Origin of the sequence: Roseateles sp. DAIF2, from assembly GCF_015624425.1 — a bacterium.
In the GTDB taxonomy this organism is placed as follows: domain Bacteria; phylum Pseudomonadota; class Gammaproteobacteria; order Burkholderiales; family Burkholderiaceae_C; genus Kinneretia.
The window spans coordinates 5,571,445-5,598,291 of the sequence record NZ_CP049919.1; the positions used below are offsets into that span (position 1 = coordinate 5,571,445).

The following is a 26,847-nucleotide window of genomic DNA, read 5'->3' on the forward strand; positions in this document are numbered from 1 at the left end:
CAGCAGGTTTCGACCCGAGGAACGACGGCCTCATTCACAAGCCCGCTTCAAGACCGCCCACGCCATTTCGCGGCGCGGGGACCATTGACAACGTCCTGCCTCGGCAAGGACGGCAAGTAGCAAGGACTGCCCCCACAAGGCCCCTCACCTTCAAGACCTGTATTCCTGGACGGCGGCCACCCAAGCAGGGCAAGAAGGCGCAGACGGAAGTCTCGCGATGGGGCTGAGCGGCAAGGCTACAAAAGAAATTTCGCCTCCCATGTCGAATTCCCCCGCCCCCGCTCGTCATAGCAGCAAGGGGACGGAAATCTCTTTTCTCTTTCTTTCATCTTCCGCCCCTGCCTTCATTCATCATCATCAACCGTCTTGAACCCCAGCCAGGGAAGAAGGAAGCACGCACCATGAAGATCACCATCGAAACCACCGTCAAGGCCCCGATCGACGCCGTCTGGAGCGCCTGGACCACGCCGGCCGACATCGTGGCCTGGAACACCGCCTCGCCCGACTGGCACACCACCAAAGCCGCGGTCGACCTGCGCGTCGGCGGCGCGTTCTCCTCGCGCATGGAGGCCAAGGACGGCAGCATGGGCTTCGATTTCGCCGGCACCTACACCGCGATCGTCGAGCAGCGGCTGATCGAGGCCAGCTTCGGCGACCGCAGCCTGCGGGTCGAGTTCCTGCCCGGCGCCGACGGCGCCGTCACGGTGCGCGAAACGTTCGATGCCGAGACCTCGAACCCGGTCGAGGTGCAGCGCCAGGGCTGGCAGTCCATCCTGGACAACTTCGCCCGCCATGTGGAGCGCCATCAGCATCGTTGATGCTGAGCCACGACTGGGGTATGAGCGCTGCGATACTCGCAGCGCCATGACGCCCGACAGCAATAGAAATCACGCCGGCAGCCTGGGCCCGGCAGCACTGGCCGCGCTGGGCCTCGCGCTGCTGCTGGCCCTGCTGGCCTCCGGCTGGCGGCCCCATGACCGCGCCACCTGGTGGATGGAGGTCGCGCCGGTGCTGATCGCCCTGCCGCTGCTGGCCGCGACGCGGCGCCGCTTTCCGCTCAGCGCCCTGCTCTATGGCCTGATCTTCCTGCATGGCCTGGTGCTGATCCTGGGCGGCGCCTACACCTACGCCCGTGTGCCGCTGGGCTTCTGGCTGCAGGATCTGTTCGCGCTCTCGCGCAACCCCTACGACAAGATCGGTCATTTCGCCCAGGGCCTGATCCCGGCCCTGCTGGCGCGCGAGATCCTGCTGCGCCGCGGCCAGGTGCGCGGCCGGCGCATGGCGAGCTTCCTGTCCGTCTGCGTCGCGCTGGCGGTCAGCGCGGTCTACGAGCTGATCGAATGGTGGGCCGCGCTGGCGCTGGGCCAGGGCGCCGACGAATTCCTCGGCACCCAGGGCGATCCCTGGGACACCCAGTCCGACATGTTCCTCGCGCTCCTGGGCGCCCTGGCCGGCATCCTGCTGCTGGCGCGCTGGCAGGACCGGCAGATCGCGCGGCTGGCGCCGGCACCCGGCCCGCCTCCAGACATACCCTGATTTGTCGCCTTCTTGCCAGTGCAGGCCCGGCGGGCTTTGCCAAGATCGGCCCTGGCGACATGGCCAAGGAGGCAAGCCCGATGGCGACGACGACAACTTCCGATCCCGGCATCCCCTCGCTGCGCGGCCGGGTCAGTGAGACCGAGTGGCGGCTGCGCGTGGAGCTCGCGGCCTGCTACCGCCTGGTGGCGCGCTATGGCTGGAGCGACCTGATCTTCACCCATATCAGCGCCAAGCTGCCCGGCGAGGGCGCGGAGCATGAGTTCCTGATCAATCCCTATGGCCTGATGTTCGACGAAATCACCGCGTCCAGCCTGGTGAAGATCGACGCACAGGGCAACAAGCGCCAGGACACGCCCTTCCCGGTCAACCCGGCCGGCTTCGTGATCCATGCGGCCGTGCACGCAGCGCGGCCCGAGGCCGGCTGCGTGCTGCACACCCACACGCGCGCCGGCGTCGCGGTCTCGGCCCAGGCCGAGGGCCTGCTGCCGATCTCGCAGCAGAGCAGCTTCGTGCTGGCCTCGCTGGCCTATCACGACTACGAGGGCGTGGCCTTCCGGCCCGACGAGGGCCCGCGCCTGCAGGCCGATCTGGGCGACAAGAACTATCTATGCCTGCGCAACCATGGCCTGCTGACCCTCGGCCGCAGCATCCCCGAGGCCTTCCTGGCGATGTACATCTTCGAGAGCGCCTGCCAGATCCAGATCGGCGCGCAGGCCGGCGGCGGCGCCCTGACCCGCATCCCCGAGGCCATCATCCGCGGCACCGGCGAGGCGATGCGGGTGCAGAGCGCGGGCGCCGGCGGCGGCCTGGGCGCGCTGGCCTGGCCCGCGCTGCTGCGCGACCTGGAGCGCCGCAACCCCGGCTATGACCATTAGAAAATGAAGAAAGAGGCGCGAGGAGACGCACGATGGCCTTGAATCAAACCCTGCCCCAGCTGCTGCTGGTCGCGCTGGCCCTGGTGATGCTGGGGGTCGGCTTGTCCCTGTCCTGGGCCGATTTCCGGCGCCTGGCCGAGCATCCGAAGGCGGTGATCCTCGCCTTGCTGCTGCAGATGCTGGCGCTGCCGGCCGCGGCCTGGGGCCTGGCGGTGGCCTTCGAGCTGCCGCCGGTGCTGGCGGTGGGCCTGATGCTGCTGGCCGCCTCGCCGGGCGGCGTCTCGGCCAATCTGTTCTCGCATCTGTTCGGCGGCCATGTGGCGCTGAACATCTCGCTGACCGCGATCAACACCCTGCTGTCGGTCGTCAGCATGCCGCTGATCGCGAACCTGGCCCTGCAGCATTTCATCGGCGCCGGCGCGGTGCCGCTGCAGACGGCCAAGGTGGCCGAGGTGATGGCGGTCGTGCTGCTGCCGGTGGCCGTCGGCATGGCGGTGGCGAAGACGCGGCCGGCGCTGGCGGCGCGGCTGGAAAAGCCCTTCAAGATCTTCAGCGCCCTGGTGCTGGCCCTTTTGGCGATCGGCGCGATCGCCAAGGAATGGCGCGCGCTGGCCGACTCGGCCGCGGCGATCGGTGCGGTGGTGCTGATCTTCAATCTGCTGAGCCTGCTGTCGGGCTATCGCTTCAGCCGCTGGATCGGTCTGGACAAGCCGATGTCCACCGCGATCAGCTTCGAGATCGGCATCCACAACAGCACCCTGGCGCTCTATATCGCGCTGAGCGTGCTGCAGGACTTCACGATGGCGCTGCCGGCCGCGGCCTACTCGATCAGCATGTACGCGATCGGCACCCTGTTCGGCCTGTGGCTCAGGCGCTCGCGCCCCACAGCGGCAGGCGCCGCCGCCGCTCGCCGCTGAGCGCGAACCAGGCATTGGCCAGGGCCGGCGCCACCGGCGGCACACCGGGCTCACCGACGCCGCCGGGTGGGTTGCTGCTGGCGACGAGATAAGTCTCGATGCGCGGCGTCTGCGCCAGGGTCAGCAGCGGCTGGTCGTGGAAATTCTGCTGGCGCACCGCGCCGTCCGCGCCGATGTCGATGCGGCCCCACAGCGCCGCCGTCAGTCCGAACACGATCGCGCCCTCCATCTGGCGCTCGACGATGGCCGGGTTCACCACCTGGCCGCAGTCGAGCGCGCAGACCACGCGCTGCACCCTCGGCTGGCCCTGGGCGTCGCGCCGCAGCTCCAGCACCTGGGCCACGATGCTGCCGAAGCTCTCGTGCAGCGCCAGGCCGCGCGCGACGCCGGCCGGCAAGACCTGGCCCCAGCCCGCCCGCTCGGCCGCCAGCCTCAACACCGCCGCATGGCGCGGCAGCACCGGGTCCAGCAGCGCCAGGCGGTAGGCCAGCGGATCGGCGCGGGCCGCATGGGCCAGCTCGTCGACGAAGCTCTCGATGAAGAAGGCATTGTGCGAATGCCCCACCGAGCGCCAGAAGCCGATCGGCACGCCGCTGTGCGTGGCCAGATGCGCGATGCGCTGGTGCGCGATCGCATAGGGATGGTCCAGCAGGCCCTCGGCGGCGGTCTTGTCCGGCAGCTCGATGCGCGTGCTCAAGTGCGGCAGCACCCGCTCCATCCAGCGCGGCGAGATCGCGTCGCCGGCGCTGCCGATGCGCAGCGCCGCGGGCCGCCCCTGCTCGTCCAGCCGCGCCTCGCAGAAGGCGGCGCCGGCCGGGCGGTAGAAGTCATGTGCCATGTCCTCCTCGCGCGACCACAGCAGCTGCACCGGCGCGCCGCCGGTCTCCAGCGCGACGCGCACCGCCTGGCCGACCACGTCCACCTCCAGGCGCCGGCCGAAGCCACCGCCAAGATAGGTGACATGCACCGTCACCGCCTCCTCCTCGACGCCGGCGACCCGGGCCGCCAGCGCGCGCGCAAGACCTGACACCTGGGTCGGCGCCCAGATCGTCACCCGGCCGCCCCGCACCTGGGCGGTGCAGTTCATCGGCTCCAGGGTCGCATGGGCCAGATAGGGCGCCTCGTAGAGCGCCTCCACCCGGCGCCCGCCCGGCTCGGCCAGCGCGGCCGCGGCATCGCCGGCGCTGCGAAAGGCCAGGCCCTCGGCCGCGGCGCGCCGCGCGCCCTCGCGCAGCGCCGCGGCGATGCCCTCGCCGTCCAGCGCCCCGGCGGGCCGGCCCTGCCATTGCACATCCAGCGCGCGCACCGCCTGCAGCGCGCGCCAGCTGTTGCGCGCCACCACCGCCAGCGCCGGCTGGCTGCCCGCATAAGGCGGCAGCCGCACCAGGCGCAGCACATCGGGCAGGCCCATGGCCGCGCGCTCGTCCACCGCGCCCGGCGCGCCGCCCAGCATCGGCGCATGGCGCACCGCGGCATAGAGCAGGCCCGGCGGCCGCTGGTCGATGCCGAAGCGCGCCGAGCCATCCACCTTGGCCGGCAGATCGCTGCGCGGCGCCGGGCGGCCGATCAGGCGCCAGGCCGCCGGCGGCGTCAGCGCCACCGCGCCGGGCGGCGTCGCGGCCGCGGCCTGGGCCAGCTCGCCGTAATGGGCGCGCTGGCCGATCGCGTGGCTGATCCAGCCGTCCTCCAGCTTCAGTTCCTCGATCGACTGCTGCCAGCGCAGCGCCGCCGCGCCCAGCAGCTGCTGACGCGCGGTGGCCGCAGCCCAGCGCAGCGGCTCCCAGGCATCGGCAATGCTGGAGCTGCCGCCGGTGGCATTGACGCCCAGCTCGCGCGCCAGCTTGGCCACGCTCCATTGCGCGATGCGCGCCAGCCGGCTCTCGCGCCCCGGCTCCAGATGCTGCGGCGCCAGCGGCAGCTGGCCGACGAACATCGCGACATTGCCGTACAGGCTCTCGTGGCCGGCCGGGATCAGCCGCACGCGCGCCAGCGGCAGATGCAGCTCCTCGGCCACCAGCTGGGCCAGCGCGGTGTGCACGCCCTGGCCCATCTCGCTGCGCGGCATCGCCAGCAGCGCATCGCCGCTGGCCGCGTCGATCTTGATCCAGGCGTTCAGGCCCAGCTCGCCCGGCGCCGCAGGCAGGGTGTTGGCACGCCCCAGGCGGCCGCGCGGCGGCAAGGCCGCCGCGCCGACCAGCAGCGCGCCGCCGCCCGCCAGACCGGACAGCAGCAGGGTCCGCCGTTTCACTTGCGCGCCCCGCCCAGCCGCGCCGCGGCGCTGTGGATCGCGGCGCGCACGCGCGGATAGGTGCCGCAGCGGCAGAGGTTGGTGATCGCGGCGTCGATGTCGGCGTCGCTGGGCTTGCGGTTCTTCGCCAGCAGGGCCGCGGCGGCCATCAGCATGCCGCTCTGGCAGTAGCCGCATTGCGGCACCTGGTGCTCGATCCAGGCACGCTGCAGCGCATGGTCCGGGCCCAGCGCCTCGATCGTGGTGACGGCCTTGCCGGCGACGCTGGCCAGCGGGGTGACGCAGCTACGCGCCGCCTGACCGTCCAGATGCACGGTGCAGGCACCGCAGGCCGCGACGCCGCAGCCGAACTTGGTGCCGGTCAGGTCCAGCCCGTCGCGCAGCGCCCACAGCAGCGGCATCGCCGGATCCGAGGCATGCGCCGGCAGCGCGCGCAGCTGCCCGTTGACCTTCAACTCCATCTCGCCAGCTCCCTTTTCCTCACCCGCCCGTCGAGCATAACGGGCGTTCACAATAGCGGCATGAGTAGTGCAGACCATCTCCCCCACCCCGCCCTGACCCTGCTGCCCAACGATGGTGCGGCACCGCAGCTGCTGTTCCTGCTGTTCCACGGCGTGGGCGGCAACGGCGCGCAAATGCAGCCGCTGGCCGAGGCGCTGCGGGCGCAATACCCGCAGGCCGCGGTGCTGAGTGTCGATGCGCCCGATGCCTTCGACGGGATTCCCGGCGGCGGCAGTGGTTACCAATGGTTCTCGGTGCGCGGTGTCGATGACCTCAATCGCGTCGAACGCGTCGCGGCGGCGCTGCCGCGCTTCATCGCCTGGGTGCGCGGCTTCGGCGCGCAGTACGGCCTGGGCTGGGAGCGCGTCGCGCTGGGCGGCTTCTCGCAGGGCGGCATCATGGCGCTGGAGGCGGTACAGGCCGAGCCGCAGCTGGCCGGCCGGGTGATGGCCTTCGGCGCGCGCCATGCCAGCCTGCCCCAGCAGGCGCCGCAGGATGTCAGCGTGCACCTGCTGCACGGCAAGGCCGATGCGGTGATGCCCTACCAGTACGCGGTGGAGTCCGCCCAGACCCTGGTGCAGCTGGGCGGCGACGTCACCGCCGACGTGCTGCCGGGCGTCGGCCATGAGCTGCACCCGCAGCTGGTCGACAAGGCGATGGAGCAGCTACGCAGCTTCGTGCCGGCACGGCTGTGGCGCGAGGCCATGCTGGCCGCGGCCGAACAGGACAAGAAGCCGAGTTGAGCGTCATCGCGCCGTCACAAGGCGCGAAATAAAACCCTCTTTGCCTCCTTCATGCACGGGGGCGAGCCTTGCCCGCACCGCCCGTTCGGAACAGACTCGGTACAAGCCCTGCGACGGTTTTTTCGGCGTCGCGGAGCATGGCAAGTGGGGGCGGTCATGGCAAGGATCAGCAGGCTGATCTGGCTGGGCGGGGGGCTCGCGGCGACGGCAGCGGCGCTGGCGGGCTGGACCGAGTTGCGCAGCGCGCGGCTGCAGTCCACCTTGTGGTCCGAATCCGCGCGCGCGGCCAACTACGAGGTGCAGCCCGGCGCCAGCGAGCGCATCAGCTTCCCTGCCGGCGGCCCCTACGACGAACGCCTGGGCTACAGCGAACTGCCGCGCTATATCGAGCGCCTGCAGGAGCAGGGCTTCGTCGTCGCGGCCCAGGCGCGCCAGTCACAGCGCCTGCTGGCCCTGGCCGACCAGGGCCTGTTCCTGCCCTACCGCGAGAAGAACCAGGCCGGCCTGGCGCTGCGCGACTGCCGCGGCGAGGCGCTGTTCGCGCTGCGCCTGCCGCAGCGCCAGTTCGCGCGCTTCGAGGAGGCGCCGCCGCTGCTGGTGCAGAGCCTGCTGTTCATCGAGGACCGGCATCTGCTGGACGAGGACGAGCCGCGCCGCAACCCGGCGCTGGACCCGGAGCGCCTGACCAAGGCGGCGCTGCTGCAGCTGCAGCGCCGGCTCGATGCCAGCGCGCCCTCGGCCGGCGGCTCGACCCTGGCGACCCAGATCGAGAAGTACCGCCATTCGCCGCAGGGCCGCACCGGCTCGGTCGGCGAGAAGCTGCGCCAGATGGCCTCGGCCTCGCAGCGCGCCTACCTCGACGGCCGGGAGACCCTGACGCGCCGGCGCGAGATCCTGCTCGACTACCTGAACACCGTGCCGCTGGCCGCGCGCCCCGGCGTGGGCGAGGTGCATGGCCTGGGCGACGGGCTGTGGGCCTGGTATGGGCGCGAGTTCGGCGAGTTCCGCCGCGCGCTGCAGGACGGCACGCTGGCCGAGCGCGCGCTGGCCTACAAGCAGGCGCTGTCGCTGCTGATCGCGCAGCGCCGCCCGGTGCAGTTCCTGCAGCGCGAGGGCGAATCGCTGCGCCGCCTGACCGACAGCTATCTGCGCCTGCTGGCCGAGGCCGGCGCGATCCCAAGCGAGCTGCGCGACGCCGCCCTGCACTTGCCGCTGGTGCTGAGCGCCGCCCCGCCGCAGGCCGAGCGCCCCGACTTCGCGCAGCGCAAGGCCACTGGCAATCTGCGCGCGCGCCTGGCCGCGCTGCTGGAGGTGCCGGGCAGCTACGAGCTGGACCGCCTGGACCTGGAGGTGCAGACCAGCCTGGACGGCCGCGCCCAGGCCCTGGCCACCCGCGCGCTGACCGGGCTGCGCACGCCCGCGGCGGCGCGCGCGGCCGGGCTCTACGGCTCGCACCTGCTGGATGCCGGCGCCGACCTGCAGCCGCTGGTGTTCAGCCTGACGCTCTACGAGCGCGGCCCCGAGGCCAACTGGCTGCGGGTGCAGGCCGACAACGTCGACCAGCCCTTCGACGTCAACCAGGGCGCGAAGCTGGACCTGGGCTCGACCGCCAAGCTGCGCACCCTGATCTCCTACCTGGAGCTGGTGGCCGAGCTGCATGGCCGCTGGGCCGCGCTGCCCGCGGTCGAGCTGCGCGCGCTGCCGCCGGCGCCGGATGCCCTCTCCGGCTGGGCGCGCCAGTACCTGCAGCAGAGCGAGGACCGCGGCCTGGCCGCCATGCTGGACGCCGCGCTGGCGCGCCGCTATTCGGCCAGCCCGGGCGAGGCCTTCTTCACCGGCGGCGGCCTACACCGCTTCGAGAACTTCGAGCATGAGCATGACCACCAGGTGCTGACGGTGCGCGAGGCCTTCCGGCATTCGGTCAATCTGGTCTTCATCCGGCTGATGCGTGACATCGTCCAGCACCGCATCCACAACGCCGACGCCTCGGGTATCCCGCTGTCCGATCCCGAATCGCCGCGCCGGCGCGCGTTGCTGGCCCGCTTCGCCGATGCCGAGGGCAGCCATTTCATGGCCGGCTTCTACCGCCGCTACCAGGGTCTGACGCCGGCCCAGGCGCGCGCGAAGCTGCTGGAGGGCGCGCGCGCCAATGCGGCCAGCCAGGCCGCCCTGCTCTATCTGTTCGAGCCGGAGGCCGATGCGCTGCGCCTGGTCGAATGGCTGGACGAGCGCGCGCCGCGCGGCAGCCGGCTGGCGATTGGTGCGCATGAGCGCTACCGTCGCATGAGCCTGGCCGACCGCGCCTATCTGAGCGGCCAGCATCCGCTGGAGCTGTGGCTGGTGGCGCGCCTGCAGCAGCGGCCCGGGGCCGAGCTGGCCGAGCTGCTGGCCGACAGCGCCGAGGAGCGCCAGCTGGCCTACGCCTGGCTGTTCAAGCCGCGCCAGCGCGCCGCCCAGGACCAGCGCCTGCGCCAGATGCTGGAGCGCGAGGCCTTCGCCGGCCTCTTGCAGTCCTGGCGCCGCCTGGGCTATCCCTTCGACCGGCTGACGCCCTCCTACGCCAGCGCGATCGGCGCCTCGGGCGACCGACCGGCGGCGCTGGCCGAGTTGATGGGCATCATCGTGAACCGTGGCGCACGCCGGCCGCAGCAGCCGATCGACGCGCTGCATTTCGCCCGCGCCACGCCCTTCGACACCCGGCTGGCGCGCCCGCCCGGCGCGGCCCAGCAGGTGCTGGCGCCCGAGGTGGCCGAGGCGGTGCGGCTGGCCCTGGTCGATGTGGTCGAGGAAGGCACGGCGCGGCGGCTGAAGGGCGTATTCCTCGACGCCCAGGGCCAGGCCCTGGCGGTCGGCGGCAAGACCGGCACCGGCGATCACCGCTACACGGTGCTGGGGCGCGACGGGCGGCTGATCTCGGAGCGCATCGTCGAGCGCTCCGGCACCCTGGTCTTCACCCTGGGCGACCGCTATTTCGGCACCGTCACCACCTATGTACACGAGCCGGACGCTGCGCGCTACCACTTCACCAGCGCGCTCTCGGTGCAGCTGCTGAAGAGCCTGGGGCCGTCGCTGCTGGCGACCCTGCAGCAGGACCAGTGCCGCGGCGGCCCGGCGGCCGGCGCGGTCACAGCCAAGACGGGCGCCCTGCCACCGCTCAATGCGGCTGTGGGCGGCGGCTGAAGCTGCCGTGGCGGGCGGGCCGCATCAGGGCGCTGAACTGCTCGCGCGACATGCGCAGCAACTGCTCATGGTCGCCCGCCTCCATGTAGATCACGGCATTGCCGTCGACCAGCGCGGTGTCGACCGCGGTCTCCACCCCCCATGCCATGCCCAGCGCCGGCACCGCGCCGGGGCAGCAGTCGCCGAACAGGCGCGCCACCTGGGCCTCGTCGCATAGCTTCAGGCTGCGCCGGCCCAGCATCTCGGCCAGCACCGGCAGCTCGACCTCGGCATCGGCCGGCAGCACCGCCATCAGCATATGGCCGGTGTCATCTTCCAGGATCACCGACTTGGCAAGCTGCTGCGGCGCGACATGGGCCACCCGCGCGGTCTCGGCGCTGCTGCGGCTGGGGCGGTGCAGGTCGCTGTCGTAACGCGCGTCCTGCTGGCGGAGATAGCGGGTCAACCGGCTGGGTATCGACATGGGAGCCTCCTTGATGTGATGTCGCAGGGCTCTCCATCGGCCGCCCCGCTCCGCTAGTTTGGGCGGCGCGGGGCGGAAACTCCAGTTCAGTCGAGCGAGACCTCGGTGCGCACGGTACCGGCCCGCTCGGCACTCGCGGTGAGCGCCAGGCGCGTGCCCTGCGGGGCGCGCACCACCCATTCGGCCACCGCGCGGTCGCCGGTGGCCTCGCGGCTGGGCAGGAAGGCCTGCTGACTCTGCCGGGGCGCATGGCCCTCCAACTGCGGCCCCTCGATGCGCTCCTTGCCGCCGATCAGGCTGACCTCGGGGTTGCCGGCCGGCAGGTGGATCTCGAACATCACGCCGCGCACCACCTTGCGTTCCAGGGCCCGTTTGGTGACGTAAGCGGGCAGATAGCCGCTGTTGGCGACCGCCAGCCGCACGCGCCAGGTGTCGGGGCCGAGCGCGCGGACCTCGGTGCGCAGCAGCTCCAGCTTGGGCAGCGAGAGCGCGATCTGGTTCATCCAGCGCGGGAAGCGCGCCGCCTCGCGCTCGCGCAGGGCCGGCGGCGGGTTACGCCAGTAGTTCATCTTGTCCCAGCCGCCGATCTCGACCGGGCCCAGCTGCGGGTGGTGGAAGGGCCGCCAGTCCACATGGGCCTGGCCCTCGCATTGCTCATCGCTCCACTTCAGGAGCTTCAGGTCGTCCTCCACCGGATGCTCGCGGAACCAGTCGATCCACTTGTAACCCTCGACGCCGGCCTCCTTGTTGGGCGACCACAGTTCGACCACCCAGAACAGCGCGCCCAGATGCTCGTAGACCCAGTCCTGGGTGCCAGTGATCACTTCCTTCGGGTGGTACTTGAACTCGTGCCAGATCGAGACCGCGGGATAGCCGCTGAGCTGCTCGCCGAGCTGGGAGAACTTCTTGTAGCTCCACAGGTCCTCGGGAATCATGTCGTCGTCGCTGCAGCTGCCCATCGGGCGCAGGATCACGCCGCTGTGGGTGTGATAGCTGATCGCCGCGCCGATGTTCGGATGGCCGGTGATGAATTCCACCATCGCCCGCACCTCGGGCTCGCTGGTCGGGTAGGGGCCGGCGCCCAGCTGCTTGTATTCCTGGCGCCACTCGCTGGGGAAGTTGCGGTTCAGATCCAGCCCCTCGCGGTCCTTGTTGATGGTGACCGTCAGGCCGTCATGGTTCTTGACGAAGCCCTCGGGCACCAGGCGGAAATACTCGCCGCCGAACTCGCCCGGCTCGCGCGCCACCATCAGGCGCGGTTCGTCCGCATGCTTCTTGTAGCCGCCATGCGGATCGGGGATGCGCATCGTCAGGATGCGGCCGTCGCCGTCCACATCCTCCATCGTCAGGCCGTCGACCGGCTCCTCGTCATGGGGATAGCGACGGGTCGAGGAGCGGATGTGGCGCGGCCGGTCGGCCAGCGCCAGCTCGGCACCGTCCGGGTTCAGGCGCGGCACCATGTAGACGCAGCGCGTATCCAGCAGCTGGGTGACCTGGGGATCGGCGCCGTACAGGGTCACCAGATGGTGCAGGTAGTACAGGCAGGTGGTCGAGGCGGTCAGCTCGGCCGCGTGGATATTGCCGTCCAGCCAGAAGGCGGGCTTGTCGATGTCGGCGCCGGTGGCGGTATTGGTCAGCACCAGCACCCAGAGGTCGCGGCCCTCGAAGCTCTTGCCGATCGAGCGCACCGAGACCAGGTTGGGCAGGGCCTCGGCATAGCTGAACAGCAGCTCGGTCAGTTCCTCATAGCGGTAGAACTCGTCGAAACGCGGGGTCGGCAGAACGGCCATGGTGATGATGATTCTTGTTGCGCCAGGTGCGGCCCATTGTGCCCAAAGGCGCCCGGGCCGACGCCCGGGTCATCACTGCCCCTTGAACAGGCCCTGGAACTGGCGCGACACCGGCAACTTGTCCTCGCGGCCCTTCAGGGTCAGCACCATCGAGTTCTCGTCGACGCGCAGCGCGCTGGCGACATGCCGGCTGTTCACCAGCACCGAGCGGTGCACCTGCCAGAACACCTCGGCGTCCAGCGTGGTCAGCAGCTCCTTCAGCGGGGTGCGGATCAGCGCCTCGCCGCCCTGGTAGACGACGCGGGTGTAGCGGTTGTCGCTCTCGAAGAAGATCACCTCCTCGGGCGCGATCATCTTGACCTCGCGCCCCAGGCTGGCCTGGATCAGGCGCGGCCGCACCGGGGCCGCGGCGGCCGGCAGCAGCTGCTTGAGCAGGGCCTGCAGGTCCGGGCCCGGCTGCGGGGTCTGCAGCCGCGCCCGGACCCGCTCGATCGCCTGGGCCAGGCGCTCGTCGTCGACCGGCTTCATCACATAGTCGACCGCGCCGGCGTCGAAGGCCGACAGCGCATGGTCGCCGAAGGCGGTGACGAACACCACCTGGGGCGGATGGTCGGTGGCGGCCATGCGGCGCGCCACCTCCAGCCCGGTCAGACCCGGCATGCGGATGTCCAGGAAGCAGATCTGCGGCTCCAGCGCCAGGAAGTCGTCCCAGGCATCGACCCCATGCTCGCTCGCCGCGACGATCTCCAGCTCGGGCCACAGCCGCGTCAGCGCGGCGCGCAGCTGCTCGCGCGGGCCCTCCTCGTCGTCGGCGATCAGGGCGGTACAGCGTGGGGTCGTGCTCGTCATGCGCTTGGCTCCTCGTGGCTACTTTCGTGATGGCTCGTCAGGGCCGGCAGGCGCACCCGCGCCACGCAGCCGCCCTCGTCCCGGTTTTGCAGCAGCAGGCTGGCGCGCGGGCCGAAGCCCTGGCGCAGCCGGGCGCGCGCATTGGCCAGGCCGACGCCGCGGCCCGCGACCGGCAGGCCGCCCGGCTCGGGCAGGCCCGGGCCGTCGTCGGCCACCTCCAGCCAGACCATGCTCGTGCCGGTGCCGCCGGCCTCCCAGCCGGCGCGCAGGCTCAGGTGCGCGGCGCCGAGCTTGGGCGCGACGCCATGCTCGATCGCGTTCTCGACCAGGGTCAGCAGCAGGGCCGGCGGCAGCAGCTGGCCGCCCAGCGCCGGCGGCACGTCGATCGCCACCGTCAGCCGCGTGCCGAGCCGGCCGCGCATCACGTCCAGGTAATGGCGCACCGCCTCCAGCTCTTCGCCCAGGCTCAGTCGCTCGCGGTTGAACAGCGGCAGGGTGGCGCGCAGATAGGAGGTCAGCGAACGCAGCAGCGGCGCGGCGCGCTGGTCGCCGCTTTCCACCCAATGCTGCAGCGAGGCCAGCGAATTGAACAGGAAATGCGGCTGGATCTGCGCATGCAGCAGCTGGGCCAGCGCGGCCTGGGTGCGCTCGCGCTCCGCCAGCTCGCGCAGGCGCGCGGCGATCTGGTGGGCGCGGAATAGCGCCGTGAACCAGAAGCCCAGGGTCAGCGCCACCGTCGCCAGGCCGGTGCACAGCAGCAGGGTGTTGCGATCCGCCACGGGACCGCCGCTCATGCCAAACAGCGGCAGCAGGAAGAAGCCCATCGCGCCGAACATCAGCAGATTGAGCCGGGGCCGGGCCGGCCGGCGCCACAGCGCCACGCAGCCGGCAACGCCCAGCAGGGCGAAGCCGAGCAGCAGCAACACCAGACGCGGCACCAGATGGGCCGGCGTGGCCACCAGCATCGCGAAGCAGAACATCACGATATTGACCGCCAGCAGCAGCAGGAAGGTCAGCCCGGGGCGGTCGCCGCCGGCGCGCGCCAGCTCCTCGGCGCTGAACACCCGGGTCGGGCCGGGATACCAGAGCTGGCTCCAGTCGATGCCCGGCCGAGCCGCGGCGCGCGTCATCGGGCGCCCTCCACCACCAGGCGGGCCAGGGTGCCGCCCTCGGGGCGCGGACACAGCTCCAGGCGGGCCGCGGCGCCGAAGGCATGGCCCAGGCGGGCGCGGCTGTTGGCCAGGCCCAGGCCCTCGGACCAGCCGGCCGCCAGGCCCACGCCGTCGTCGGCCACCTCCAGGCACCAACCGCCGCCGGCGCGCGCGCTCAGGCCCAGGCTCAGCTGGCCGCCGGCCAGGGCCGGCGCCAGGCCATGCTCCAGCGCGTTCTCCAGCAGGCTCAAGAGGATGCCGGGCGGCAACTCGGCGCGCGCCGCCAGCGCGGCGTCGATCTCCAGCTGGTAGCGCAGGCGGCCGCCCCAGCGCGCCTGCATCACATGCAGGTATTGCTCGGCCAGCGCCAGCTCCTCGGCCAGGCTGACCCGCGGGCGCAGCATCAGCTCGGCGGTGCCGCGCAGGAAGGCGGTCAGCGCGCGCAGCAGGCCGCTGGCGCGGGCGTCGCCGCTGTCCACCCAATGCTGGACCGCGGACAGGGTGTTGAAGATGAAATGCGGCTGGATCTGCGCCTGCAGCAGGCGCAGCCGCGCCTCGCTGGTCTCGCGGGCCGCGCTCTCGCGCTCGCTGGCCTCGCGCAGCCGCGCCAGCTCGCGCTGCATCTGCGCGCGGCGTGCGCCGGCGACGGTCCACATCAGCAGCAGCAGGGCCAGCGCGGCCAGCAGCGCCGCCGGCAGGCCGACGCGCAGCAGCTCATGCAGCGCGGCCGGCAGATCGTCCAGCCCCGCCGAGCCGCCGGGGCCCGCCAGGCGCAGGCCCAGGAAGCTCAGGCTGGAGCCGGCCACCGCGCCCAGCAGCACCTGGGCCGAGACCCGCGGCAGGCCGCCGCGGCCGAGGATGTCGGGCATCAGCCAGGCGATCACCAGGCCCATCGCCAGGCCGAACACCAGCATCAGCGCGACCAGCAGGGCCAGCCACCAGGGCATGCCGGCCGCGTTCAGCGCCAGGGTGCAGCCGCCCACCGCCAGCGCGGTGCCGCTCCAGGCCCAGAGGCCGCGCCGGCTGTAGAGGAAGCGGTCCATCGCACGCGCCTGGCATTGCATGTCCGCCGGCATCCGCTGGTAGCGGGGCTCGGCCCAGTTGAAGTACCAGCGCTGGAAACTGTTCATGCAAAGAAGACGGCTGTCCGATGTCATGAACACAGTGTAGGCAGGGGGTGGGCCCCGCCTCCCGCGGCGCGCGGCGAACGGCGGAATCCATGTGGCGAATGGCGTCCGCCGCCCGCGCACCGGCCCGCCCCGGCGGGCGGACCGGTCGCCGCGTCAGCGGGCGCCCTGGGCCGGCAGTTTGCGCGCCAGGAACTCGTCGATCAGGCCGGCGATCTGCGGGCCATGGGTCTCGAGCGCGAAATGGCCGGTGTCGAGCAGATGGATCTCGGCCTCGGGCAGGTCGCGCTTGTAGGGCGCGGCACCGGCAGCGACAAAGATCGCATCGTTCTTGCCCCAGACCACCAGGGTCGGCGGCTGATGCTTGCGGAAATAGGCTTGCCAGACCGGGTAGAGCGGGAGGTTGCGGCGGTAGTCGTAGAACAGGTCGAGCTGCACCTCCTGGTTGCCGGGGCGGTCGAGCAGGGCCTGGTCGACGGTCCAGGCGTCGGGACTGAGCAGCGAGGCATCGGCCACGCCGTTGCTGTACTGCCAGCGGGTCGCCTTGATCGAGGTCAGCCAGCGCAGCGCCTCGCGCTCCGGCGCCGCGCCGGTCTTCCAGTAGGCCTTGATCGGATCCCAGAAGCCCTCGATGCCCTCCTCATAGGCATTGCCGTTCTGCACGATCAGCGCGCTGACCCGCTCCGGATGCCGGGTCGCCAGCCGGTAGCCGACCGGCGCGCCATAGTCCATCACATACAGCGAATACTTGCTTGCGCCCAGCGCCTCGGTGAGTTTGCCGATCAGGCCGGCGTAGTTGTCGAAGGTGTAGGCAAAGCGCTCGCGCGGCGGCATCGCGCTATGGCCGAAGCCGGGGTAGTCGGGCGCGATCACCCGGTACTTGGTGGCCAGCCGCGGGATCAGCTCACGGAACATGTGCGAGGAGGTCGGGAAGCCGTGCAGCAGCAGCAGCACCGGCCCCTGCGCCGGCCCGGCCTCGCGGTAGAACAGCTCGACGCCATCGATGCTCAGGCTGCGGTAGCGGATCTGCGGCTCGGCGGCCACGCGGGCCGTCGGCGCCTCGGCCACGGGAGCGGCCAGCGCCTGCGGCGCGAGGCTCAGGCTGATCAGGGCGGTGGCGACGGCAGCGGCAAGTTGACGCAGTTTCATGGGGAACGACCTTTCGGCAAGCAGGTGGGTGGACTTGGTGGCCCGAATGTCCCGGGCGCCCGACTCCTAGTTTTGGGATTGCGCCGGAGTTTTGAATTGCCGGAAAATTCAATCTGGCATTTCGCTCAACGCAACAATCAGGAGCCCCGTCCCGCATGGATCTGCTGCACCAGATGCGCGTGCTGGTCACCGTGATGGACCAGGGCGGCTTCGCCGCCGCCGCCCGCGAGCTGCGGCTGTCACCGGCGGCGGTGACCCGCTCGATCGCCGCGCTGGAGGCGCAGCTCGGCGCCAGCCTGCTGCAGCGCAATACCCGCATGGTGCGGGCGACCGAGGCGGGGCTGCGCTACTACGAGGATTGCAAGCGGATCCTGGCGGAGGTGCAGGAGGCCCAGGAGACGGCGGCCGGCCAGCAGGCCGAACCCCAGGGGCGGCTGGTGCTGACCGCGCCGGTGCTGTTCGGCGCGATGTATGCGATGCCGCTGATCGGCGCCTTCCTGCGCGCCTATCCGAAGACCGAGGTGCAGGCGCTGATGGTCGACCGGGTCGTGAACCTGGTCGACGAGGGGGTGGACCTGGCCTTTCGCATCGGGCGCCTGCCGGACTCGGGCCTGCATGCCCAGGTGGTCGGCCAGGTGCGCCTGGTGGCCTGCGCGGCGCCGGCCTATCTGGCCGAGCGCGGCGAGCCGCAGCATCCGCGCGAGCTGCAGGACCATGACTGCATCGCCACCGCCGGGCTGACGCCGACCTCGGAATGGCGCTTCCAGGACGAGGGCCGCGCGCTCAGCGTGCGGCTGCGCCCGCGGCTGTGGTGCACGACGAACGACTCGGCCATCGCCGCGGCGAGCCAGGGCCTGGGCGTGGCGCGCGCCCTGTCCTACCAGGTGGCCGAGCCGCTGCGCGAGGGCCGGCTGCGGGTGCTGCTGGGCGGCTTCGAGCCGGAGGTGCTGCCGGTGCACATCGTCTATCCGCAGGGCCGCCATGCGCCGAGCCGGGTGCGGCGCTTCATCGAGATGGCGGCGGCCACCTTGCGCGCCGATCCCTCGCTGCGCTGAAGCGGGCTCAGGTGCGCAGCAGCGCCCCCTGGCGGAACACCAGCAGCTCGCCGCTGCCAAAAGGCGTCCAGGTCTCGTCGCGGGTCAGCGGCTGGGTCGCGACCAGCGCGACGCGGTCGCTGGCCATGGTCTGGCTGCCGAAATCCACCGTCAGGTCCTCGTCCTGCAGCACCGCCGAGCCGAAGGGGAAGCCGCGCAGGGTGTAGTGCAGATGCGTCGAGCAATGCGCCCACATGGCCTCGCCATTGGTCAGCAGCATGTTGAAGGTGCCATGGGCCGCGATCTGCGGCATCAGCTCGGCCAGCGTGCGGGTCAGCTCCTCGACCGAGGGCACGTCGGCATGGGCCTTGGCCAGCTCCTGCATCAGCCAGCAGAAAGCGCGCTCGCTGTCGGTCTGGCCGACGGGCCGGAACGCGGCATGCAGGCGCGGCTGGAAGTCCTTCAGGTTGCCGTTGTGCGCGAAGGCCCAGTAGCGCCCCCACAGCTCGCGCTGGAAGGGGTGGGTGTTCTCCAGCGCGACCTGACCTTGTGTGGCCTTGCGGATATGGGCGATGACGTTGTCGCTCCGGATCGGGTAGCTCTTGACCAGCTCGGCCAGCGGCGAGCGGCGCGCGCTGTGGTGGTCGACGAAATGGCGCAGCCCGCGGCCCTCGAAGAAGGCGATGCCGAAGCCGTCCTTGTGCTCGTCGGCCCGCGAGGCCAGGCCGCGGAAGCTGAACATGATGTCGTGCTGGCCGTGGCAGTTCATCCCGAGAAGTTGACACATACTGCTGTTACTACCTTGTCCGTCATTCCCAGATGATGCGCGTCAGGCCACGCCAGCTGACCAGATTGCCGGGATTGCTGGTCTCGTTGAGCACGCCGCTCATGCGGCGCAGCAGGCGCTCGCTCTTGCCCGCCCGCCAGATCAGCAGATCGGCCAGCCAGGGATAGGCGTTGACGCGGTTGGCGCGCTCATAGAGGTCGTAGCGCGGCTGCAGCGCGCGCAGCCCGGTCTCATAGCGGGCGCGCGCCGCGGCCTCGTCGTCGCGATGGGCCAGCCAGGCCTCGGCGGCCTGCATGCCGGTCTCCATCGCCTTGCCGATGCCCTCGCCGGTGAAGGAATAGGTGGAGCCGGCGGCCTCGCCGATCACCATCAGGCCGGGCCGGCTCCAGCGCGCGCCGGCCAGGGTGCAGCGCAGCGGCGCGCCCTTCAGCTCGCCCAGCAGCTCGCCCTCGCGCATCAGGCGCGCAGCCGGCTCGTAGTGGGCGACGAAGGCGTCGAAGATCGCGCGCAGGTTCAGCTCCTTCTTCGCGCCCTTGCCACCGACCGCACGGTGGCTGTCGGTGACGCCGACGCCGATGTTGAAGCAACCGTCCGGCGCTGGAAAGATCCAGCCATAGCCCGGCCGCACCGCGCGCGACCAGACCACCTCCATCGCCTTGATCTTCCCGACCAGGGCGGGCGCCCGCACATAGCCGCGCAGCGCGACGCCGCTGGGCGTGTGGCGCTCGCACATGCCGGCCGCGATCAGCGCCTTCGGCACCGCGCCGGTGGCCAGCAGCACCAGACCCGCGCGCAGCTCATGCAGGGAACCGTCCTCCAGCTTCAGCACGGCGCCACCGACGCGGGCCGGCTGCTGATCATCATCAGCCTCCAGCGGCGCCTCGAAGCGGGCCTGCAGGAAATGCGCGCCGGCATCCAGCGCCGCGTCCAGCAGCAGCCGGTCCAGCTCGCGCCGCGGCAGCACCGCCAGCGAACCCGGCACGTCGACCCGCCCGCCGCGCGGCCCGATGCAGCCGACATGGGCCACGCGCTCCGCCTTGGCCATCACCGCCTCCAGCAGGCCCAGCCGCGCCAGCGCCTGATGCGCATCCGGGATCAGGCCATCGCCGCAGACCTTGTCGCGCCCCGGCGGCTGCTGGTCGACCAGCAGCACATCGACACCCGCCCGCGCCAGCTGCCGCGCCGCGGCGCTGCCCGCAGGGCCGGCGCCGATGACGAGCACCTCGCAGGCGGCGGGCGGGGTGAGGGGCGGCAGCGACATGTTGTTTCCTCCTTGTTATGAGCCTGCATTCTAGAAAGGCTTGCTCGGCCGGCTGCGGGGCTCTTCCCGAATGCTGCGATGGGTCTTACCGGTCGTTGTTCGTTGTCAGCAAGCGACATTGTCATCGGCGCCAGGACTAGGGTTTGCCGCGATGGGGACCGACATTCGGGACGTTTCAAGCATTTCAGGGTTACCACCGACACCTTATATAAGCCCTTGTTCCCATTGCTTTTTTTGTACCTCTGCTGAAACAGCCGCATCGCAGCCCTCGCGGGGTCACCAATGGCTCTTGGGGGAAGCCCCGCGCTGGACTTCGAACGCAATTCGCACAATGGCACCCCTGACTTTTCTCACTCCCTCGCTGTCGGGCTCACCAGGCCCATCGGGACCCAACAAGGTCTCAGCTCCATCTTCCCCACATAAGGAGAGCACTCACATGATGTTCAGGAAAACCAAAATCTGCATCGCCGCCATGCTGGCTGCCAGCGGCGGTTCGCTGCTGCTGGCCGGCAACGCTCTCGCACAGCAGTCCCTGGAACGCGTTGAAGTAACCGGCTCCTCGATCAAGCGCATCGCCGCCGAAGGCGCCTTGCCGGTGCTGACCCTGTCGCGCGCCGACATCGAGCGCTCCGGCGCAAAAAGCGCCGAGGACCTGATCCAGAACCTGCCGTCGATGCAGGGCTTCTACGCCTCCGCAGAATCGGTGAATGGCAATGCAGGCGGTGTCCAGACCGCATCGCTGCACTCCATCGGCCATCGCTACACCCTGGTGCTGCTGAATGGCCGCCGCGTGGCCTCCTATGACGCCGGCTCAGCCGTCAACCTGTCCAGCATTCCGCTCGCCGTGATCGAGCGCGTCGAGGTGCTGACCGACGGTGCCTCGGCCCTGTATGGCTCCGACGCCGTGGCCGGCGTGGTGAACTTCATCACCCGCAAGAACCAGACCGAACTGGCCATCGACCTGAACAAGAACATGCCCGAAGCCAAGGGCGGCGGCGACTCGAGCAATGTCTCGCTGTCCAAGGGCTTCGGCAATCTGGAGCAAGACGGCTTCAATGTCTTCGCCGCCTTCTCCCGCGACAAGCAGGCGGGCCTGGATGCCAAGGACCGTGACTACGCCAAGTCGGGCGTGATGCAGTTCAACGAGGGCGGCAAGCGCTACTCGCTGTATCAACTGGCGGTGAACACGGCGCCGGCCTCGGTGAACCTGAACCTGACCAACCCGATGATGAAGGACGGCGAGGAGATCTCCGCGCTCATCTTCTCGCCCAACTACATGAAGGACGGCAAGTGCAGTCCGAACACCGCGCTGAGCACCACCGGCCTGGACAAGGCCTGCTGGTACGACTACGGCGCCACGGTGCAGTTGATCCCAACCAGCAAGCGCGACAGCCTGATGCTTGCCGGCAATGCCAAGCTGAACGCCGACACCACGCTGTTCGCCGAATATGTCTATGCCGACTTCGAGCTGGCTGGCCGCTTCGCGCCGCCCGCCCAGGTGATTTCGTTGGCGCTGACCGATCCGCTGTATGCGCAGTATGTGAGCCCCCATCTGGCCGCGCTCGGCGTGGATCCGGCCAATGTGTCCAAGGCCTCGACCAACAATCGCTTCGTCGATGCCGGCGGTCGGCAGATGCTCTACAAGACCAAGTCCAACCATCTGGCGGTCGGTGTCGAAGGTCTGTTCATGGGCTATGACTACACCGCCTCCTATGTGCATTCGGAGTCCAAGCGCGACGCGATGTACGACGGCGGCTTCATGAGCCGCAACTGCTACAACACGCTGATCGCCTCCGGCAAGGTCAACCCCTTCGCCGAGCCCGGCGGCAACCAGGCGCTGTTCGCGCCCTGCGTGCTGAAGTCGCTGCAGGACCGCACCAAGACTTCGCTGGATGTGGCGAGCCTGCGCGCCTCGGGCGAGCTGTTCAAGGGCCCGGCCGGCCCTGCCATGCTGGGTGCCGGCTTCGACTACACCAAGCAGAAGTACGAACTGCTGCCCAGCGAGATCTCGCAAGGCCCGAACAAGCTGCACAACGGCACCGACACCCCCTTCGGCTCCGCGCCCGGCGCGCTGCCGGTCGGCGCCAGCCGCAACAACTGGGGCGTGTTCGCCGAGCTGCTGGTGCCGCTGCACAAGACCCTGGAGGTCACGGGCGCGGTCCGCTACGACGACTACTCGAAAGTCCGCAACGAGTACATCTTCAAGGACGACGGCACGCTGGACAAACCCGGCAGCCAGGGTAACGCCAACAACAAGGCCACCTACAAGCTGGCCCTGCGCTTCCGTCCGATCGACTCGGTGATGGTGCGTGGCTCCTACGGCACCGGCTTCAAGGCGCCCAACCTGGATGAGATCACGAAGCCGATCTCCGACTTCGGCGTGACCAGCGGCAAGTACCCCTGCCCGGTCAAGGCCCCCGATCCGCGCGCGGCGGATTGCAAGGGCACGACCCAGTACGACCTGCTGGCCGGCGGCAACCCGCTCAGCGGCGCGAACGGTCTGAAGCCCGAGGAATCGAAGAACGCCACCCTGGGCCTGCGCGTCGAGCCGACGCGCGACATCTCGGTGGGCCTGGACTACTGGTCCGTGCGCATGAAGAACCAGATCGTCGCGATGCCGGAAACCTTCCCGTTCCGGGACCCGGCCAAGTACAACGATCTGTTCTTCACGGTGTTCGACGCCGGCCAGGGCCAGAACAAGTTGGCCACGCTGCTGCCCAATTTCAACCTGGGCTCATCCCGCTACAGCGGCGTCGACTGGGATGCAACGGCGAACTTCGGCACCATGCTGGGCAAGCTGCGGCTGGACTGGAGCGGCACCTACATGATCCGCTCCGAGGTCGAGATCGCGGGCACGGTTGAAAGCAGCGTCGGCCGCTTCGATGCCTACAACAACGCCACCTCGCGCGTGGTCCAGCGCATCTCGGCCAACCTGAAGCCGAGCGACGCCTGGAGCCACACGCTGACCTACAACTGGCGCTCGGGCTACACCGACCAGGTGATCACCGAGGACGATGGCTCGCTGAAGTTCGTCAACCCCGATGGCAGCCTGGGCGACTATGCGGGCCTGAAGCGCAAGGTCAAGGCTTACTCAACCGTCGACTGGCAGACCCGCTTCCAGCTGAACAAGATGCTGAACTTCACCGCCGGCATCAAGAATCTGCTCGACAAGGATCCGCCGCTGTCGATCCGTATCGCCGGTGGTGGCAACCAGGTGGGTTACGACGGCCGCTATGCCAGCCCGCTGGGCCGACAGTTCTACGTCTCGGCAGGGCTGCGTTACTGAACGAGCGACTCCTGGTCAACCGGCAGGCCTGTCCTGCCGGCTGTTACTCGACAAGCAGGGCTGCCGATGGCAGCCCTTCTCGTTCGTGGCGGTACAACACCGCAGCACCGCCACCGATACGCTTGCAGCAAAGAAAAAGGCCCGGGGAGCCCCGGGCCTTTCAGACCATCAATGATGGATCGATGGATCAGAAGTCGTAGCTGGCCTTGACCTGCAGAGTACGACCCAGCGGGCTGTAGTAGCGATAGTCGAAGCCCAGCATGTGACCGCCCTTGGCGCGCAGCGACAGCGGCGGCTCCTTGTCGAACACATTCTTCACGCCACCTGTCAGCGTCAGCTGCTTGTTCCAGGCATAGGTGGTCTGCCAGTCCAAGGTCGCATAGGGCTTGACCTTCAGGCGCACGGTACGGTCATCGCCGTTGTAGTTGCCGTTTGCATCGATGCCGTACACGTCGGTCGGGAAGTCCTTGTAGCCCGACTGGAAGTTGATATTGGCCGCATGGATCCAACGACCGCTTTGCAGCGTGTTGGTCAGCTGCCCCTTCCAACGGAAGGTCACGTCACCGATCGAGGGATGGTTGTCAGCCACGGTCGAGAAGTACTCGCCGCCCGCCAGCAGTTGCTTCTTGCTGCGCAGCATGTAGGTGGCGCGCAGGTTCGAGGTCAGCTTGCCCAGCGGGGTATCAAAGCGCGCGGTGGCGTCGAAGTCGATGCCGCTGGTGTAGGACTTGCCCAGGTTGGTCTGGCTGGCGTTGTAGGCCAGGAACTTCTCCTTGGTCACCGGATCGGTGTAGACCATCCACAGGTTCGAGTACTTGTTGACGTTGCCGAAGGCCTCGTTCTCATCCACCGAGCCGAAGGTCTTGTCGATGCCGACCCACCACCAATCGGCGCCAACGGAGAAGCTGCTGGACGGCTCGATACGCACGCCCAGGGTGGCCTGCTTGGACTCCTCGGGCTGAATCGCCTTGTTGCCACCGGTATAGACGTTGTACTGCTTCTTGCTGCCCTGGCAGGCGGCGCCCAGACTCTTGGCCATCGCGGACATCTCGTCCGAGCAGGCGTAGGGCTCGGCGGTCACGCCGAACTCCTGCAGCGGACGATAGAGCTGACGCAGGGTCGGCACGCGGAAGCCGGTACCAATCGAGCCGCGCAGCAGCACGACGGGGCTGGGCTGGAAGCGGAACGAGACCTTACCGTTGGTCGCGCTGGCGATATGGCGGTAGTCGTCGTAGCGCAGGCCGGCGGTCAGCTCGAAGGTCTTGCTGATCGGCGCCACCAGCTCGCCGAACAGGCCCATGGTGTCACGTTTGGCCGAGTAGGGAATCGCCACGGTGCCGTCACCGAAACGCTGGTCGTTGCCATTCGGGCCGCCGACGCCGCGCGCCACCGCTCCCGGGTCGGTCGAGACCTTGTCCTGCGAGAAGCTGGCACCGACAGCCAGGGCGGCCTTGCCGCCACCCAGCGCGAACAGTTCGCGCGAGGCACGCACGTCGGCGTTCATCAGCGTGCTCTTCTCGCTGTCGTAGACGCCACTGATCATGATCGCCTTGGCGGCGTCCATCGCGGCCTGCGACTGCTGGCCCGGCAACGCGAAGGGGTTCCAGATGCCGCTGCGCAGCAGGGCGCCGAAGGCATTGGCCAGCGGATAGCCGGCATTGCTCTCCTCCATCAGGGCGCGCTGGTAACCCAGGCTGGCGTTGTAGTCCCAGCCGGCCAGTTGCCCCTCCAGCGACAGCCACAGACCCTTGGTGTCGCGCTCGAAGGTGCTGGTGCGATTGCCCAGGTCGTAGACGCGATAAGACACCGCGGCCGGGCGGTTCGGGTCCAGACCGATCGAGCTCAGGTAGGCCGGGGTGTAGCCGACCGAGGCCAGTTCCTTGGCGAAGGGGCCGTTCACGTCCACCAGCACCTGGCCGGGCACCGCGGCGATTTTGCCGCTGGTCTTGGTCTTACCCAGCAGCACGTCGGCGCGGAACAGATGGTTCTCGCCCAGCTTCTTGCTGAACGAGCCGAAGAAGTTGGAGCGCTCGCGGTCCGGGAAGGCCTGCACGGTACCGGCGTAGTCGAAGGAGCAGGAGTCGCCATCCTTGACATGCATCGGCGCGCACTTGCCGTTCTGGGCCAGGTAGGCATTGCGGGCCACCGTGTCATAGGTACCGTCGGCCTTCGGGATGGGCACATTGACATTGCCCGGAATGCTGGAGCCCGAGCCGTTGAAGAACTCGTAGCGCTTGCCCTCGAAGCCGAAGTGGATCACACCGGTCTTGGAGAACTCGCGCTGGCTGGCGTTCAGCGCGTCGCGCTTGTCGATCGACAGGCCCGCGATGACATTGAAGCCATCGGTGTCCAGATCGCCGAAGCCGCCGGAGATCGAGGCATTGCGCTCCTTGCCACCCGACTCGGAAGGCACCGAGGCCGACAAGGTGATGTTGCGCTTGCTCGAGTTGGTGCGGGTGATGAAGTTCACCACGCCGGCCACGGCATCGGAGCCGTACAGCGCCGAGGCGCCATCGGTCAGCACTTCGACGCGTTCGACGATGGCCAGGGGAATCATGTTCAGGTCGACGGAACCGCCGGCCTCGCCGATCATGCGTCGCCCGTTCAACAGCACCAGGGTGCGATCGCCGCCGAGATTGTGGATCGACACCGTGGCCTGGCCGCCACCGCCGCCGCCGACCGTGTCGCCTTCCACCACACCACCCTGGATGGAGGACAGGTTTTGCATCAGCTCGACGACCGAAGTCACACCACTGCGCTCGATCTCCTGCTTGGAGATGGTCTGCACCGGCAAGGCGCCTTCGGCGGCGATGCGTTTGATCGCGGAACCCGTCACGACGACGCGCTCCAGTTGTTGATCCTGGGCCAGGGCCGGCAACGCCGCGGCAGCCGCAATGGTCGCCACTGCGAAACTGACCGCATTCAGCTTGAACATGAAAACTCCTTGAATTGAGGACCGAGGGGAACTGGCCCTGAAAACGAAAGGCCCCGGTGACGAACCGGGGCCTCGTGGAGGAAAGTTTGCAATGCTTCAAGTTAATGACTTTTGCCACTCACCTTCGATTCGCACAAAAGGGCGAATATCAACCAGTTCAAGCAAATTTCGGGGTTAACACACCTTGCACAGCGCACGAATGTTGCCGTCCCACGACAAACATCGCGGCCGTCGGTGCCCATCGTCAGCCGTCAGGCGCGGCGGCGCACCCAGCCCGTGATCGAGAGCCTGGCGGCCCCGGCAAACGCCGCAACCTGGCTGACCGCGTGCAATTTGGGCACCTTGAACAGATTCAAGCAATTGAATCCCGGGGTATAGCCCCCCTCGACATGGCCATCCGAGCCATGGAACAGCAGCAGCCCCCCCCAGTCGGCACGCCATTGCGGCGTCAAGTTCAGCACGAAGGCCATGACCCGCCCTTTGCCGTCGACCGCATCATCATGCTGCGTCAGAAAATGCCCCGGCCTGTACCGCGTCACCTGGGCATCGCAGAAGTCGATGGCGGCATCACCGGCGATCTGGCGAAACAGATCGAGCACCGGTGCCGAGTTGAGCGATCGGTAGAAGTCGTACAGCGGCCCTTGCTGCAACTCGCCCTGCTCGATGGCATCGGAGAGACGATAGCTGTCGAAGCAATACTGGAACCCAGAACGCGCACCGGCATGGATCAGCGCCGTCATCTGGTCGTGCTGCGGCTGCGTCAGCGTTGCGAGCTCGGCCAAGGAAAGGTCCATGGACTTGGGCCCGCTGTTCACCGACAAGCTGAATGCAGCCTGCGCGGCCGCTAGCGCCAAGCGCTGCGCGACCTCGGGTTCCAGCACGCCCACGGCCTGGCCTCGGCCGCTGTCACGGAGCGAGGCGACAAAAGACTGTGTCTGCAAGGCCCGCTGAATCAGCATTGATCCCCCTCTTCTTCATCGATCGATTATCTCCAGCGCCCAATGAAAAAGGC

20 protein-coding genes are annotated in these 26,847 nt (G+C 69.3%); 8 read left to right on the forward strand and 12 right to left on the reverse strand.

Annotation, left to right across the window (positions count from 1 at the left end; all coding sequences use genetic code 11):
• Nucleotides 1–401: 401 nt before the first annotated feature.
• The 4 genes from G8A07_RS25705 to G8A07_RS25720 all read left to right on the forward strand — a co-directional run bounded on the left by G8A07_RS25705 (nucleotide 402) and on the right by G8A07_RS25720 (nucleotide 3,331).
• Nucleotides 402–818 carry an SRPBCC family protein gene (locus G8A07_RS25705; protein WP_195794746.1) on the forward strand — a complete coding sequence of 139 codons (417 nt, stop codon included), beginning with the start codon at nucleotides 402–404 and terminating at the stop codon, nucleotides 816–818.
• A gap of 46 nt (nucleotides 819–864) precedes the next feature.
• Nucleotides 865–1,536 carry a DUF2238 domain-containing protein gene (locus G8A07_RS25710; protein ID WP_195794747.1) on the forward strand — a complete coding sequence of 224 codons (672 nt, stop codon included), beginning with the start codon at nucleotides 865–867 and terminating at the stop codon, nucleotides 1,534–1,536.
• 80 nt (nucleotides 1,537–1,616) lie between these two features.
• A complete protein-coding gene (locus G8A07_RS25715) occupies nucleotides 1,617–2,414 on the forward strand; it encodes a class II aldolase/adducin family protein (protein ID WP_195794748.1) in 798 nt (265 codons plus the stop codon).
• 32 nt (nucleotides 2,415–2,446) lie between these two features.
• A complete protein-coding gene (locus G8A07_RS25720) occupies nucleotides 2,447–3,331 on the forward strand; it encodes a bile acid:sodium symporter family protein (protein WP_195794749.1) in 885 nt (294 codons plus the stop codon).
• Here G8A07_RS25720 and G8A07_RS25725 read toward each other — a convergent pair.
• A complete protein-coding gene (locus G8A07_RS25725) occupies nucleotides 3,282–5,579 on the reverse strand; it encodes a molybdopterin cofactor-binding domain-containing protein (protein WP_195794750.1) in 2,298 nt (765 codons plus the stop codon). The genes G8A07_RS25720 and G8A07_RS25725 overlap by 50 nt on opposite strands.
• Nucleotides 5,576–6,040 (reverse strand): (2Fe-2S)-binding protein, encoded by a 465-nt coding sequence (locus G8A07_RS25730; protein WP_195794751.1) that lies wholly within the window; start codon nucleotides 6,038–6,040, stop codon nucleotides 5,576–5,578. Before G8A07_RS25730 ends, G8A07_RS25725 begins: the two co-directional genes overlap by 4 nt.
• 60 nt (nucleotides 6,041–6,100) lie before the next feature.
• Here G8A07_RS25730 and ypfH point away from each other — a divergent pair, with 60 nt between their 5' ends.
• Together ypfH and G8A07_RS25740 are read left to right on the forward strand one after the other, a co-directional pair.
• Entirely contained in the window at nucleotides 6,101–6,823 is a 723-nt protein-coding gene (gene ypfH / locus G8A07_RS25735) for an esterase (protein WP_195794752.1), read from the forward strand.
• Between the two features lie 156 nt (nucleotides 6,824–6,979).
• Nucleotides 6,980–10,003: a transglycosylase domain-containing protein gene (locus G8A07_RS25740; protein WP_195794753.1), complete on the forward strand. Its 3,024-nt coding sequence runs from the start codon at nucleotides 6,980–6,982 to the stop codon at nucleotides 10,001–10,003.
• Here the strand turns inward: G8A07_RS25740 and G8A07_RS25745 are convergent.
• From G8A07_RS25745 to G8A07_RS25770, 6 genes are all read right to left on the reverse strand, one after another.
• A complete protein-coding gene (locus G8A07_RS25745; RefSeq protein ID WP_195794754.1) occupies nucleotides 9,978–10,466 on the reverse strand; it encodes an aminoacyl-tRNA deacylase in 489 nt (162 codons plus the stop codon). The two genes, G8A07_RS25740 and G8A07_RS25745, sit on opposite strands and share 26 nt — an antisense overlap.
• 86 nt (nucleotides 10,467–10,552) lie before the next feature.
• A complete protein-coding gene (locus tag G8A07_RS25750) occupies nucleotides 10,553–12,256 on the reverse strand; it encodes a M14 family metallopeptidase (RefSeq protein WP_195794755.1) in 1,704 nt (567 codons plus the stop codon).
• Between the two features lie 72 nt (nucleotides 12,257–12,328).
• Nucleotides 12,329–13,105, reverse strand: coding sequence for a LytTR family DNA-binding domain-containing protein (locus G8A07_RS25755; protein WP_195794756.1), 777 nt, complete (start codon nucleotides 13,103–13,105; stop codon nucleotides 12,329–12,331).
• Nucleotides 13,102–14,235, reverse strand: coding sequence for a sensor histidine kinase (locus G8A07_RS25760; protein WP_195794757.1), 1,134 nt, complete (start codon nucleotides 14,233–14,235; stop codon nucleotides 13,102–13,104). Before G8A07_RS25760 ends, G8A07_RS25755 begins: the two co-directional genes overlap by 4 nt.
• Complete coding sequence (locus G8A07_RS25765) at nucleotides 14,232–15,386, reverse strand: sensor histidine kinase (RefSeq protein WP_195794758.1); 1,155 nt, start codon at nucleotides 15,384–15,386, stop codon at nucleotides 14,232–14,234. Before G8A07_RS25765 ends, G8A07_RS25760 begins: the two co-directional genes overlap by 4 nt.
• A gap of 153 nt (nucleotides 15,387–15,539) precedes the next feature.
• Entirely contained in the window at nucleotides 15,540–16,532 is a 993-nt protein-coding gene (locus tag G8A07_RS25770) for an alpha/beta fold hydrolase (RefSeq protein ID WP_195794759.1), read from the reverse strand.
• A gap of 155 nt (nucleotides 16,533–16,687) precedes the next feature.
• Between G8A07_RS25770 and G8A07_RS25775 the strand changes: the two genes are divergently transcribed.
• Entirely contained in the window at nucleotides 16,688–17,587 is a 900-nt protein-coding gene (locus G8A07_RS25775) for a LysR family transcriptional regulator (protein ID WP_195794760.1), read from the forward strand.
• A gap of 7 nt (nucleotides 17,588–17,594) precedes the next feature.
• Here the strand turns inward: G8A07_RS25775 and G8A07_RS25780 are convergent, their stop codons facing one another.
• The gene (locus G8A07_RS25780; protein WP_195794761.1) at nucleotides 17,595–18,353 is read right to left on the reverse strand and encodes a class II glutamine amidotransferase; all 759 of its coding nucleotides are present in this window, start codon (nucleotides 18,351–18,353) and stop codon (nucleotides 17,595–17,597) included.
• A gap of 22 nt (nucleotides 18,354–18,375) precedes the next feature.
• Entirely contained in the window at nucleotides 18,376–19,614 is a 1,239-nt protein-coding gene (locus G8A07_RS25785; protein WP_195794762.1) for an NAD(P)/FAD-dependent oxidoreductase, read from the reverse strand.
• Nucleotides 19,615–20,050: 436 nt separating this feature from the next.
• Between G8A07_RS25785 and G8A07_RS25790 the strand changes: the two genes are divergently transcribed.
• On the forward strand, nucleotides 20,051–22,900 hold the full coding sequence (locus tag G8A07_RS25790; protein WP_249937144.1) for a TonB-dependent receptor: 2,850 nt from the start codon (nucleotides 20,051–20,053) through the stop codon (nucleotides 22,898–22,900).
• 187 nt (nucleotides 22,901–23,087) lie between these two features.
• Here the strand turns inward: G8A07_RS25790 and G8A07_RS25795 are convergent, their stop codons facing one another.
• Both G8A07_RS25795 and G8A07_RS25800 read right to left on the reverse strand, forming a co-directional pair.
• Nucleotides 23,088–25,835, reverse strand: a complete 2,748-nt coding sequence (locus G8A07_RS25795) for a TonB-dependent siderophore receptor (protein ID WP_195794763.1) — start codon at nucleotides 25,833–25,835, stop codon at nucleotides 23,088–23,090.
• A gap of 251 nt (nucleotides 25,836–26,086) precedes the next feature.
• On the reverse strand, nucleotides 26,087–26,794 hold the full coding sequence (locus G8A07_RS25800) for a 2OG-Fe(II) oxygenase family protein (protein ID WP_195794764.1): 708 nt from the start codon (nucleotides 26,792–26,794) through the stop codon (nucleotides 26,087–26,089).
• Between the last annotated feature and the right edge of the window lie 53 nt (nucleotides 26,795–26,847).

Excerpts from the sequence above, each read along its gene's own strand:
- G8A07_RS25780 (WP_195794761.1), bottom strand. The coding sequence starts at position 18,353 with ATGTGTCAACTTCTCGGGATGAACTGCCACGGCCAGCACGACATCATG.
- G8A07_RS25795 (WP_195794763.1), bottom strand. The coding sequence starts at position 25,835 with ATGTTCAAGCTGAATGCGGTCAGTTTCGCAGTGGCGACCATTGCGGCT.
- ypfH (WP_195794752.1), top strand. The coding sequence starts at position 6,101 with ATGAGTAGTGCAGACCATCTCCCCCACCCCGCCCTGACCCTGCTGCCC.
- G8A07_RS25785 (WP_195794762.1), bottom strand. The coding sequence starts at position 19,614 with ATGTCGCTGCCGCCCCTCACCCCGCCCGCCGCCTGCGAGGTGCTCGTC.
- G8A07_RS25715 (WP_195794748.1), top strand. The coding sequence starts at position 1,617 with ATGGCGACGACGACAACTTCCGATCCCGGCATCCCCTCGCTGCGCGGC.
- G8A07_RS25770 (WP_195794759.1), bottom strand. The coding sequence starts at position 16,532 with ATGAAACTGCGTCAACTTGCCGCTGCCGTCGCCACCGCCCTGATCAGC.
- G8A07_RS25720 (WP_195794749.1), top strand. The coding sequence starts at position 2,447 with ATGGCCTTGAATCAAACCCTGCCCCAGCTGCTGCTGGTCGCGCTGGCC.
- G8A07_RS25730 (WP_195794751.1), bottom strand. The coding sequence starts at position 6,040 with ATGGAGTTGAAGGTCAACGGGCAGCTGCGCGCGCTGCCGGCGCATGCC.
- G8A07_RS25800 (WP_195794764.1), bottom strand. The coding sequence starts at position 26,794 with ATGCTGATTCAGCGGGCCTTGCAGACACAGTCTTTTGTCGCCTCGCTC.
- G8A07_RS25755 (WP_195794756.1), bottom strand. The coding sequence starts at position 13,105 with ATGACGAGCACGACCCCACGCTGTACCGCCCTGATCGCCGACGACGAG.
- G8A07_RS25705 (WP_195794746.1), top strand. The coding sequence starts at position 402 with ATGAAGATCACCATCGAAACCACCGTCAAGGCCCCGATCGACGCCGTC.
- G8A07_RS25745 (WP_195794754.1), bottom strand. The coding sequence starts at position 10,466 with ATGTCGATACCCAGCCGGTTGACCCGCTATCTCCGCCAGCAGGACGCG.
- G8A07_RS25710 (WP_195794747.1), top strand. The coding sequence starts at position 865 with ATGACGCCCGACAGCAATAGAAATCACGCCGGCAGCCTGGGCCCGGCA.
- G8A07_RS25740 (WP_195794753.1), top strand. The coding sequence starts at position 6,980 with ATGGCAAGGATCAGCAGGCTGATCTGGCTGGGCGGGGGGCTCGCGGCG.
- G8A07_RS25760 (WP_195794757.1), bottom strand. The coding sequence starts at position 14,235 with ATGACGCGCGCCGCGGCTCGGCCGGGCATCGACTGGAGCCAGCTCTGG.
- G8A07_RS25750 (WP_195794755.1), bottom strand. The coding sequence starts at position 12,256 with ATGGCCGTTCTGCCGACCCCGCGTTTCGACGAGTTCTACCGCTATGAG.
- G8A07_RS25765 (WP_195794758.1), bottom strand. The coding sequence starts at position 15,386 with ATGAACAGTTTCCAGCGCTGGTACTTCAACTGGGCCGAGCCCCGCTAC.
- G8A07_RS25775 (WP_195794760.1), top strand. The coding sequence starts at position 16,688 with ATGGATCTGCTGCACCAGATGCGCGTGCTGGTCACCGTGATGGACCAG.
- G8A07_RS25790 (WP_249937144.1), top strand. The coding sequence starts at position 20,051 with ATGATGTTCAGGAAAACCAAAATCTGCATCGCCGCCATGCTGGCTGCC.